General features: G+C 45.5%; 7 protein-coding genes. 5 read left to right on the top strand and 2 right to left on the bottom strand.

The genetic code is table 11. The features are described from left to right. Positions 1-241 precede the first annotated feature (241 nt). The 5 genes from L3069_RS23770 to L3069_RS23750 all read left to right on the top strand — a co-directional run bounded on the left by L3069_RS23770 (position 242) and on the right by L3069_RS23750 (position 5,721). Positions 242-1,006 (top strand): hypothetical protein, encoded by a 765-nt coding sequence (locus L3069_RS23770; RefSeq protein ID WP_000277498.1) that lies wholly within the window; start codon positions 242-244, stop codon positions 1,004-1,006. A gap of 80 nt (positions 1,007-1,086) precedes the next feature. Beyond that, complete coding sequence (locus L3069_RS23765) at positions 1,087-1,848, top strand: methyltransferase (RefSeq protein ID WP_001447802.1); 762 nt, start codon at positions 1,087-1,089, stop codon at positions 1,846-1,848. 93 nt (positions 1,849-1,941) lie between these two features. Further along, positions 1,942-2,205, top strand: coding sequence for a hypothetical protein (locus L3069_RS23760; protein WP_000149862.1), 264 nt, complete (start codon positions 1,942-1,944; stop codon positions 2,203-2,205). A 43-nt stretch (positions 2,206-2,248) separates the two neighbouring features. Beyond that, positions 2,249-2,836 (top strand): hypothetical protein, encoded by a 588-nt coding sequence (locus tag L3069_RS23755; protein ID WP_000491820.1) that lies wholly within the window; start codon positions 2,249-2,251, stop codon positions 2,834-2,836. 464 nt (positions 2,837-3,300) lie between these two features. Next, a complete protein-coding gene (locus L3069_RS23750; protein WP_000681217.1) occupies positions 3,301-5,721 on the top strand; it encodes an Ig-like domain-containing protein in 2,421 nt (806 codons plus the stop codon). Between the two features lie 2,077 nt (positions 5,722-7,798). On the opposite strand, the gene repHI2 is transcribed toward L3069_RS23750, so the two are convergent. Both repHI2 and L3069_RS23740 read right to left on the bottom strand, forming a co-directional pair. Continuing rightward, entirely contained in the window at positions 7,799-8,887 is a 1,089-nt protein-coding gene (repHI2, locus tag L3069_RS23745) for an IncHI-type plasmid replication initiator protein RepHI2 (protein ID WP_000159528.1), read from the bottom strand. A 1,107-nt stretch (positions 8,888-9,994) separates the two neighbouring features. Continuing rightward, positions 9,995-12,451: an Ig-like domain-containing protein gene (locus L3069_RS23740; protein WP_001232713.1), complete on the bottom strand. Its 2,457-nt coding sequence runs from the start codon at positions 12,449-12,451 to the stop codon at positions 9,995-9,997. Between the last annotated feature and the right edge of the window lie 341 nt (positions 12,452-12,792).

Below are 12,792 nucleotides of genomic sequence, written 5' to 3'. Positions count from 1 at the left end.
TTGATTGTCAATACAAACAAAAAAACAAACCATGTTTATTATTTTATCAACGATGCTATTTTAAAGTCCGTCTAAAATAAAAAACCAAAAAGTTAAATTTGAAGCCGTCCTTCCTAAATTCATTTCTTGCGCATATTAGCACCCTGCTTTAAGTAAATAATTTTTGAAAAAGTTGTCTGGAGGTTATTAGCTCGTGCATCTGGATTGGTAATATAAAGCCAACACAGAAAAGGAAAACAAAATGTATAAATTAGTATCTCCTCGTGAACTGACTGAGATTATTACCGGTTTACTGCTTAAACCTGAACTCCTTGGTGAGCTGGACTCACCAGAAAAGCATCGGATGTTTATGGCAGATTTAGGCCGCGTGGTGGCCGAACATTGTGGAGGTCTGGTAAACAGCGTCGTCTTGCCAGGAACAGAAGTTACAGTGTCGGATGGGTTACCGCTTAATGGCCAGCCGGTACGTTATCTCGGAATCAAAGAGAACATCCCTCACCTCCTTGTAGAGCCTGATGCTTCCTTACCTTCGCTCGCTAAAAACGTCTGGATGTATGCAGATCCTGAAGGCTGGAAAGAACATTTTGGAGCTGAGGAAGACTGCCTTACTCCTGAAATGATGCAGCTGTTCCGTAAAGGTATCCAGGCTCTTCAGAAAGAGCATGACACCCCTGAAATTAGCCTCACACTTCAGGACTGGCGCCTGGAGGAGGAAACACTGCCAGAAGAGGACAGTCAGGCCTATCAGGTCAGCGTTACCGGCCAACATAACATCCACTGTGAAGTTGTTAACAAGGAAGGTAACCCCTGTTTTGGTGTCATGTTCGAAATCGATCAGGGTGTGCCTGCCTTACACATCAACACCGGCGGGGATATGTTGCTCCACATTCATTGCGCCCATAACGGACTCGTTCTGACCCCTGATGCAAGCGGTCAGCGATTTGATAAGGCTCCCGTTGACCGCTTCTCTTATAACAGCCCATCCCTGCTGTTGTCTGCCGACTAACCAAGGCCAAATCTGAATTGTCCCGTTTAAGTAACCAACCCGCTGCCGCCAGGCGGGTAAATCCTCTTAATGGAGTTTTAATGCAAATCTCAACTGAAGTTCTGAACGTCTTATCTCGCTGCCGTGCTGAAGGGAACTTTCTTTTCCTGGCCGACCAGCTCGACCGCAGCATTTATGTTAAGACAAACAAAGTGCTCGAAGCCGCCGGTGGCAAATGGAACCGAAAAGAGCAGGCACATATTTTTACGGCGGATGCAGCTGAGCGTATCGAGCAAATCATTCTGACAGGTTCGGTTGACATCCCACGAGATCTGTTCAATTTCTTCCCTACACCTGAGAATTTAGTCACAGATATGGTTCTACGCGCTGAACCAGCTGCCGGGGAGCGTGTACTGGAGCCAGAGTTTGGTGATGGCCGCATTCTGAAAGCCTTAAAACTGGCGGCTCCGGATGCATTGATTACCGGGATCGAATTGAACGATGAGCGATTCCTTGCAGTGAAGAACGATAGTGTCCTTAGCACAGGAGTCGAGCTGGTGCATACCGACTTTCTTGGGTACCAGCCCGATGAAACTTTTGATGTTATCGTTATGAATCCACCATTCCTTAAACGCTCTGACGTTAAACATGTCATGCATGCCATCGCAATGCTCGCTAAGCGAGGTCGCTTACAGGCCATTCTGTCAGCTGGGGTATTGTTCCGGGAAGACACACTGACAAAAGCGCTCAGGGAGCGAGTCAAACAACTTGGCGGACAAATTTCGCCTCTTCCGGATGATACATTTAGGGAGTCCGGAACAAAGGTCAAAACAGCCCGCCTTGAAATTGATCTTCGCCGCTAACTGACAAGCAACCGGAAAGAAATCTTAATACGAGTAGCCGGTTAAAGTTACCTGACCGGCTTAACTGACTAAATCAATAAAGAGTGAACAGAAATGACGCATACTGCCGTTTCTCAGGCTAATAGTGCTTTGCAGCTACCCACGGTGGAGCATGTCTACGCTCTTCTGAAAGCAAATTGTAAACCTGACCGCTTTGACGGGCGTGACGGACCCGTGTGGGGCCAGGAATACTCGTGGAATCTGGCAAAAGATCGCTTACAGGATCTGGAGAAATACGGTAAGGCATATGTCTCCCGTCATGAAGACCGTATGGGGGAAGGATTTAGTTTTGGTCCTGACCTGTTAATTATTCGCTAACGCTCCTAATGCCTGATGATATGGTAAGCACAACTGGAAAAATATGTTTTCAAAGCCTATGACCACTTTCACACCAGAACGTATTGAACAAATTTTGGAATTTGCCGAGGGTAGTAACCCAAGCGAAGCAATGAGTCTCAGAGCTGACGAAGTTGCTGTACTGGCACGTATTGGAAAGGCAGTTATGTCGATTGCGCCTGTTTATCAGTGCGAGTTTTGCCACCATGACGCAACCGGGCAACTTCAGTGGCACTGGGAAGATGTGAACAAAGCTTTTTATGATAAATACGATCCAGACAGACGCGGAAGACGTCGAATCCTCTATACCGCCCCGCCGATGCCTTTAGTTTCGGCTGACCTGCTTAACATGGCTTCATCTGCTATTGAAGACTTGCTCACTAACAAAGACAGAAGTGGTGCGGGAATGTGGAATGACATTCCAGAACAGCTACGACGCGCAGCAGAACTGGTAATGGATAATAGCCGGGCCGCTGAAACAGAAGCGATGCTGATGCGTCTTTATGTAGAATGTGACACAGGTGAGCGCAGGGGCAACGGCACTCAATCTGGCGTAGCAATGCCTTCTTGGCAAACCGTTGAAGAGGCACGTGTGTTGCTAGGGGTGAAATGATGCAGTTCTCGCCAGGGCAGTTTGTAATTCACAACAAGAAGCGCCTTGCGGAACGAAGGTAGACGTACTGACTGAGGTTCACTCCCCTCTCGACTGGTGGCGTAATGCCGCCAGGTTTTGATTCATATATGCCGTCCGTTAACGCATTTATATCTGACATACCTAATTTATCCTGATTCTTTTTTACATAAAGTAAAAGCATCACTTAATGCGATATGTGGATGCCGATAGTTTCAGGCTAATGTTATAAGTTTTGCAATCGTTGCCAGTTTGGACACCACAGAAATGTCAGATGTAATTCCAAAAAGAAAGATTTCCGTCCTGAACGCACAATAAGGTTTGTCGAAAGGCAAATTATAGATTTGTAATTTCGAGCACCATATGGAGAAGTTTTTTATACTTTTACGAACATAGTGACCTTTAGGAAAAGCTTAAAATAACACCAAACCTAAAGGGGAATAAGAATGAAACATCTCGCTTTTATTACTGCTGTAGCCGGACTCGGTATGTCTGTTCAGGCCCCAGCTCAGATATATGAATCGGCCTTTAAAGACACGAACGGTATTGAGATCCACGCCCCGTCTTCTCGTCTTATGCTTAATCCGGCATCACCGGTAACTTTGACACTTATTTCAGGTCTTGATCGTTTCGTTAATGTCAAAGTCACGAAAGACACTGGAACTGTCATTCTTAATACTACGACTACACGGACGGGTGTATCAGACCGACTAACAGCTGCTGACGGTAGTGAGTTCTACGGCAAAAAAGTAACTTTGCCTGCTTTGGGTGAAGGCAAATTTGTCGTTCAGATAAACGTGTTAGATCTCAATCAGAAGCCTGTAGCGACCTATAACTATAACTGGCTAATTGATGTCACCCCTCCAGCGGCAAATGCTCTTACCGCTAATACTGGTTCTGGCTCTACCGCTGGTGACGTGTGGAAGCTTGGATTAGAGGCAACGGGGCAGTATGACTTCACCTCTTCGGGCGTAAGTGATGCAAATGGTATTGATAAGGGCCTAATATATATTTACAGGCAGGACGGTAGCCTCTACAGCACTACACAGATGCAGTATGACGTATCCGGCCAAAAGATGTACCACACTTACTCTAAGAATTCAGTTAAGGGAACCGGAATACCAGACAGCAACCTGGATGAAGACTTTACTGCAAAAGTTGTTATCTTCGATAACGCAGGTAATAGCCGAACGCTGCCAACTCAAAAATTTCGCTACGACAACACGCTGGGTGAGATGACACTGTGGGCCGTTCATGATCCAAATACGTCTTCCAGCGTCGTACCCGGGGTTTCTAATTATCCGGCTTACAAAGCCGGTATGGTCGTTAACGAAAACCCTATTCGATTAGTCTACCGGATCCCAAAATCTAACTACCGTGCTTATTCAGAAGGTGGGCTTCAGTTCATCAATCAATATTCCGCCCCCAAAGAGATAGCTGTAGACAGCACTTATGCTTATGTTGAAATGACTCTTCCCTATGGCTCAATTAATGGGGATATGGCTCGTATGGCGAACTTTGGCCAGTGGGGAGGGTATTATCCGTCATACAGCCTCGTTCTAAACCCATCTGCAAACCAAACGCCTGCATTTGCGGGTACCTGGGTAGATTTCCTCGATGACAAGGGGAACTGGGTTAAGTGGAAGGATTTTGAGAGTGTGGCTTCATCACGACTGCCAATTAAAATTTCCCGACTTCGTTTTAACGTTGAAGCCCGGCCCTTTGCACAAGAGATCGGCGGTAAGGCGACCTGCACCATTCCGGCAGGAAAAACCTCGTGTGAAGCGCCTGAGACGTTTGATATGGCCTTGGGTACCCAGGGCTACAATAGGATCCTTTACTTCGTTCGCAGCATCAGCAATCCCATTTTGCGGTCTGAGCAATGGATTATGACACGCTGGAACAATAAACAACTGCCGGTAATAAACTCGATATCATATGACGAGACTAACAAGCAGCTGGATGTACTGGCGTCACTTGAAGGCGATGGTAACTGGTTCGACTCGGTCTCATTGAGGGAATTTTATCTTTCCGATAAGAACACCGGTACCCGGATGTCACCCACAGGCGTAATCAAATCTCGTATCTCAGGTAACTACACGATTGCTTATGATTTATCCCGTCAGTCTGAAGGAAAATACAACGTTGAGGTCAACATCAGGGACTTCTTCCAGAACCAGACCAATAAAACTTTCGGAGAAATTGCTCTGGATAACACTCCTCCGACAGTGGCCATAACATTCGACGGAAAGCCGGTAAAAGACGATACGGTAGTGTACGGCCTGGAGAACCTCAGGATCGCTCTGGCAGATAATCTGACAACCCCGAGGATAACCCGTCTTCAGCTCGTAGGTGGCCCCACAGCTGATAACGTTGAGCTTACGTGGTCACCGGCAGGCAAAGATACATACATGCCTGAGTATCCGAGGCTGTTCCCAAATTTCGAACCATCTGAAAATTATTCAATTAGCGTAACAGTTGCCGATAGTCAGTCGAATACCAAAACCTATACTCAGAAGTTCAGTTATCTACCGAATAACCTTGTGCAGTTACATAATCTACGCACATTATCGGTCAGTTCGCCTCTCAAAACGACAGATGGCGTACCCCTTGCGTACCTGTCCACTAACGTTCTGCGTAAGACAAATGGAGAAATTGCTAAAGGGGTCCAGAACGCAACGCTGACTGTGCGGAAGGATGCAGCCTTCGGTATTAAATTTAACGGGGCACAGGCGGCTCCAGGTGAGTCAGTTGAGGTGCAAATAGATATGGGCCAGGGGGATAATCTTCTGTTACCCGTTTATCCTTCCGAAAATGGGAAAGTTGGCACCTCAGAATTCATGATTCAGATCGACGAGTTGAAGTAACTACCCGGAGCCGACAGTAAAACTGACGGCTTCAATTTTACTGCCCTCCTTGACTCCGATCAGCCAGTACGTCTTCAGAGATTCGCAAGGAAGAACCGAAAGAAAAGTTACTTTAATCGTACGTTTCCAGCGATGCTTTTAAAAGACAATGCACACTCGTTGATTACGACAATGGGAGTGAGTGTCGAAACCCTTGAGTAAGGATACCCGGTAAATATACAGCCCCGGGGATCCTCTTCCTTCAACCGGGGATGACAACGGTAGTGAGTCCGGCAACTCACTCCCGTTGTCACTTCTCTGACATATCGTCATACGAGCTTACTCAAGTGCATCCACAAAGATGGGATCGTTTTGAATCTAAACTGGTACTGGTTAGCCAGTCACTTGCATCTATTCCCCCGTCGATACTTAAGTGACAATTGTAGTGATCTGCAATACTGGTGTCTCAGAAACACTGACGACGGTAGAGACTCAATACCCTAACCCCTGACAACAGGAGTGAGCTTAGAGGTGTTACGCTGCTGTCACTTAATGCTTGGGAATTGCCTGACTCACAACCATTGTCATCCGGAGCTACTGATTAACGTTGAACCGCTGGACTTTAATGACAGTGGTAGTGATGGATAGGCTCATTTCCATTGTCGTCATTTTATCGGACAAGCCTCTTCGTCCTACAGGTTTAAGCTGACAATGGTAGTGATTGGATGATCTCACTACTGTTGTCACTCAGTTCTTTGAGCGGACCCTTCCCTCGGTTGGTCGGCATTAACAACGGTAGTGACTCGATTGGCTCACTGCCATTGTCATCGTGTAAATGACGTACCTTATCAGCTCAGCTGAAAGCAATGACAACGGAAGTGACTCTAATTGCTCACTGCCATTGTCGTCGTGTCTATTGAGAGCCTTATCAGTGCACCTGAAAAGCAATGACAACGGTAGTGATTCTAATGGCTCACTACCGTTGTCACCGTGTGTATTGAGAGGATGGTCCACTTAACTGGACGTCTATGACAATGGTAGTGACTTTAATAGCTCACTACCATTGTCGGCGTGTGAATTGAGAGGATGATCAGCTCAGCTGTACGGCCATGACAATAGTAATGACTTAATGAGCTCACTACCGTTGTCACCCTGTTAATTAAGAGGCTCATCTGCTCTTCTGGAAGGCTATGACAACGGAAGTGACTTGCTGGGCTCAGTGCCATTGTCGCCGTATGAATTGAGAGGATCATCCGCTCTTCTGGATGGCAATGACAACGGTAATGACTTAATAGGCTCACTACCGTTGTCATCCTGTAAGTTAAGAGGTTGATCTGCTCAACGGGACGACTATGACAACGGTAGTGACTTGCTGGGCTCACTACCATTGTCACCCTGTGAATTGAGAGGTAGATCCGCTTAACCAGACGTCCATGACAACGGTAGTGACTTTCTGGGCTCAATACCGTTGTCACCCTGTGATTTAAGAGGTTGACCCGCTCTACTGGACGGCCATGACAACGGTAGTCACTTTCTGGGCTCACTACCGTTGTCGCCACATAGAATGAGAGGAGCATCAGCTCAGCTGAACGGCAATGACTACAGTAATGAGCTGGATGAAGCATAACCATTGACATCTGGCCCAACCGGAAGCCGTATTCGCCAATCCAATCGAGATTCACAATGGCCGTGACTCGCCGCATTAAGTTCCGGTGTCCTCCCAAAGCTGAACGCACACTCGGAGGACAATGACAATGCCAGTAAGGTACACATCATTACCATTGTCACTATAGCTACCAGAGAAGCCGGGATTTGAATGTCGATGGTAGTGAGTGGGTCAACTCACTGCCATTGTCACCCCGTTACGATATTTTCCGTTGGATGTACTGGCCAATGAAGTAAAGCGTAGAAACCGGGTGTTAACAGGTGACTCAGGAGAAAGCGTTGAATTCGCAATCTCGATCTACATAGGGTGGTAGAGAACAATGACAACGGTAATGACTTTTGACTCATTACCGTTGACGTGAAAGAGCGGGCTGGGACTAACGAAAATCGAAGAAGTAATTTAGCACCCGGAGCCTGAACCGCCGGGTTAACTTTAGCTGGCGTTGCTGTTCTTTTTCTGGCTTCGAAGACTACGAATATAGCGCAGTTCTTCAGCGGTTAAATCATGGACGGTAAGAACATCATCGCCGTCTATCGGGTCAGCTGGTGGGCATAACTCACCTTCTAAAACAGAAGACCCTGAGTTCTCTTCTTCATCTTCAACCACTTCTAAAGGAGGCTGAGTATTGTTCAAATTCAGATCGGGATCCCGCTTATGAATCTGGAAGTATACTTTTCCGTCTTTCTTAATTTCGGTGTACTGGAGGTATCCTATCGATGCCAACTCTTCAAGAGCCTTTCTCACGGTAGCATTCTGACTATTTGCTCGTGTTTTGAGGTTCAGACGATTTTTCAGCCGAGTAAGGGATATCGGTATAGGATTTGGCGGTAATGACTCTATGAACGTATAGAGAGCCTGGGCGCTTTCCTTCTTGGCCAACTCCTTAATTGCCTTCAGCTGCATCAAAACCTTATGATCGTATTGATAGAGCTCGAAAATCTTAGGATCAACCTGAAGGACAACCTGATCTGATTCCGGGTCTAACAGGGCAGACTGTACCAGATGCGTTGTATAGACTTTGGACGAGTTATTACTGGTGAACGACAAGGTAACGGATGCTAACCTGCGTAAGGAGGCGTCTATACGTTTTCTGGACGCTGTAGATGAGCGATAATTTTCAGGCGTACATAGCTTGAGGAATTCAGTGAATTTTAAGCTTATCGTGTCATTGTTAATCGGATGATTGGCATAGGTTCGAATGATGCCCATCCACGTCTTAAAATCTACTGACATATCAAGACGCTCACCGACAATTGAAATATTGGTGAACCCCTCGCTCTCCATTAAAGAGAGCGTCTGTAACTCTTTCGTTGCGTCAAAGCCAACCGTTTTATATTCCCGATTTTGACGCCCCACACTCTTTGGTGATGGGACGAACAGCCCGAGCCGCATCAAAGCAATAGACTGCACCGTACGGTTGCTGTTAGGACGCAAAATGATGTCTTTACCTGATTCTTTCTCTCTAACAGAGAAAGCCCTGGTGACCAGGTCCTGCTGCTCAGTATCTTTCTCTTTAGTCATAATAAGTTATCACTGAATGTGTAAACAGATTGGTGAATAGTAAGCCCCAGCGAACTCTATGTCACTGGATGGATCATTGTGATGATCCATATCTGTGCATAAGTTCTACCTAAAAAAACGACTCCACTCATTAAAACTTGGCAAAAACTCTTTGCATACAATGACCTGCAACTCTTATCAACAACGGATCAGATCAAGTTAAAAAGATCTAATGAAAAGTCACTACTATTGTCGCTCTGATCACTACTGATGTCAAAAAACTCATTACCAACGTTATAATAATCACTACCAATGTCAAAATAATCACTACTGTTGTCACTGATCACGTCTCAGGCCTTGTGCCGTCTGGCCTGGAGGCAGCGGGGATCTCTTTTGATCTATCAGGAACACTAAGGTACTAATTATTGGAACTACCTTGTGGAAAATGGGGATAAATAAATGCTTAGTTCTTATACAGGTCTCAACTTGCCTCCCTGATAAAAACTGTCGTCAAAGCTAAATCACAGCCACAGGCATTTTCGGTGGATAAATTTTTGAGAAATAGAAGCATACATGCAGACTCGTGTCGCAAGTAATTGAAAGTAATAATTTATTTAAATAATGCGAGTCACCTTACCTTACAGTGGAAGTTTAAGTCTAACCTCACTACCATTGTCACTTAAAATCATTACCAACGTCGAAATAGTCTCTACCATTGTCTTTTAAGTCACTCCCGTTGTCACTTATGTCGCTACTGTTGTCAGTGACAATGCTCCAGCCCAGTAACCATGCGGCCTACAGCGTACCGGGATCTTCTTTGTACTCTCTGGCACCTTTGGGATCATTTATTGGATCTACATGAGGGATAAAATCTTTTGACGATTTCGTAGTGCAGTTATACCAGCGACTTAGCAAGACAAAAGCTGCAATTTAGTGACGAGTTACTAGTCTGCCCAACAAGAGCAATGCAGAGAAGATATGTGGTGAAATGACCATGGTAGTGAGTCTAATCACTACCATGGTCCGCAGTAAGCGTTACTTACGCAATGAACGTCGGACTGATTTGCAACAACATGGGCTACGGCGCATCAGAAGACGGCCGTTGTGCTTCAGCAAAACAGCCCTGCTTTATTTTAATTCTTCAATGTTAATCATGAACTCAGATCTGCCTGTAAGGCCGGATACAGCAGGGAAAATAGGAAAGCTACGGCTGTCCCCGAGCCCCAAATCCAGTTGAAGCTCTTTGCTTTCACCTGGCATCGCAGAAACACCATTTACAGTCACGCCGAATGCAGCGTCCTTACGGACAGTAAGCACTGCGTCCTGAAGCCCTGTAGCGATTGAACCATCCTTTTTACGCAGCTGGCTGGCATACAGAACAGCCAGAGGAGTATTGTCAGATGTTTTGAGAGAAGCATTGACAGCTAAGGTTTTCAGATTCTCTAGCCTGACGAGATTGTTTGGAAGGTAGTTAAATTCGACTGAGCTTTCTTTAACGTTGTTCATCTCATCTTTGGCCTGAACTGTGAGAGTGTATGTTTCGCCTTCATTAAGAGACGGAAAGATCTTGGGATAATTAGGTGCATACAGGTTGTTTCCCAGATTCACCCAAGACAATTCCACCGCATCAGAAACAGGGCCACCGCGAAGAGTCATACGGCTTAAGGATGGTTTAGTTAGAGCATCGGTGAGCTGTATACGGACGTTCTCCAGCCCATATACTGTTACGTTTTTGCTGATCGGTTTTCCTTCGTAGCTAATACTTACAGATGGTGCTGTATTATCAACGACAACAGTTTGATAAGGGAGGTTACCGGTATTGTTGAATGTATCTTGGGCATTAATTACCACGTTATAACTGCCTTCTGGTACCTCTTTCATGTTGAACTCATACGTGTAGTTCCCAGACGCCATATTTCTACCTGTTTGTTTGCCGGTTACGCTTATTTCTGCGTTGTTACGGTTTTTATCTGACAACCAAACTCGATTTACATAAACATGGTCGAAATATGAACCATCTCCAGGTTGATTCACGTAAACCTGGAGAATGTTGGTGGTTTCAATGTAATCAAATCCAGTGACGGAGGGACCCAGTGTATGCCAGGCTATATTCTCCCATATAGGGGCAAAGAAGGTTGCTTCGGTGGTTGACCTTACTTCATAGCCACTATGAAGATAGCCGGTAGTGCCATTTATAATATCCTGGGGCAAAGAGACGGTACAGGTTGTTGAGCCAGCTGGAATACTGCATGTTGCTCCGCCAGTGATTTTTTGATCATATGGCCTAGCCTGTACATTGAACCGGATATTAGTAAGTTTTATAGGCATATCAGATGCCTTGAACAGGTTCCAGTTTACGCTGTTGAACCATGTTCCATCAGCCTTTTGTCGTTCTATGGGTGAACTTCCCCAAGCCGGACTCTTTACAGAGGCAGGATCCCAGTTGAGCCAGCTGGCATACTGACCAAGATCTCCTCCAGACCATTGATATGTATTCACAGGTCTATAGTAGTTTCCATCTAAGGCACCCTGTGGCAGCTTAACTTCCACGTAGACATAGGTGGCATCTTCGGAAAGGACCTGTACTCCGCCATAGTTATTGGTAATGCTCATGCCACCATTTCGATATGGCTTCCAGTTAGTTCTTGGGATACGTATAACCAACTTGTAGGGGTTTTCCAGCACTGTAAGGCCTCGTTTAAACGGGACGTATCCCGAAGAAATGCCGGGTACAACACTGGTGCTTACACGTGAGTCATGAACTGCAAATGGCGTAAATTCTCCCATTTGATCGTCATATAAAAACCGCTGGGGAGGAATGTTAAGCGTATTTCCTGCCAGGTCCGTAACGATGAAATTGAAGGTGAATTCTTCATCAAGATCACTTGAGGGCATGCCAGCCTGGGTGTTCATATCTTTAATCCACGGATAGAACGCACGTTTATTGGCTGTGTCATAACTCAGGTTATTGTCGGAGACCACAGAACCATTACTTCGTTTAATGACAAGACGGATCTTGGCAATTCCACTAGCATCCTCAATACCGTCTGCAAATATAGAAAACTGGCCACTACCGCCTCGGCCCAACTCCCAAAGTGGCCCAGAAAGTACCATGTCGTAACCTGCGTTTTGACTCGGATAAATACTCTTATAGCGTGGAGGAGTTGTATCAACGATGAAATGATAAGTAGATGTGCTCACTACAGTCTGGCGAATATCCAGAGTTTCATTGACTACAGTAAAGGTCCCTTCTCCGAGCGCCGGTAGAACCATATCCTTTCCATAGTATTCTGTTCCATCGGCAGCAACGATACGATCTGCAACGCTCGTTTTGGTCGAGACGGAGGAATACATAACCTTTTTATCGCTGTCTCGTGTGACCGTCACTCGCTCGTACCGATCAAGACCCGATATCAAGTTCAGAGTCAAAACACCAGCGGGATTAAGATATGTTTGTGTTGCAGGCTTAATATTCCGAACAGCCTTATTGGTATCTGTAAATGAGTAGCTAAATACCTGAGCATGTGCCGAAGATACAGTAGCAAGGGCAGTTGCAACCATGCAGCCAATTAGAGTTTTACGCATATGATGCTCCGGGAATAGGTTATAGCCTTATTCTACGGATTCAGCCTACAAGGTCCGGTCGGATAAAGTGATAATTTGCCTGTTAAAAGAGACATCAAGTGAGAAAGCAACCAACGTACAGAATGCAAAATGGCGGCAGTGCATCTGGATGACGCAAAAGTAACTTTTTGTACCCACTTTTTTGGATTTTAGCCTTCAAAATGAGTATTCAACCAATCATAAAAGTAACTTTTGATAGACGCTGCTCCTTTATGTTTGCCAATTGTGCTGATATGTTTTTAAATTCAAGGAAGCGAGATTTTAAAAGCATCTGTTGAGTCAAATTTATGTAAAATAACAGG

It is taken from the genome of Enterobacter cloacae complex sp. ECL411 (assembly GCF_021869665.1).
Taxonomy (GTDB): Bacteria; Pseudomonadota; Gammaproteobacteria; order Enterobacterales; family Enterobacteriaceae; genus Enterobacter; species Enterobacter intestinihominis.
The sequence above is the reverse complement of the archived record's forward strand: the minus strand, read 5'-3'. Positions and strand labels throughout refer to the sequence as shown.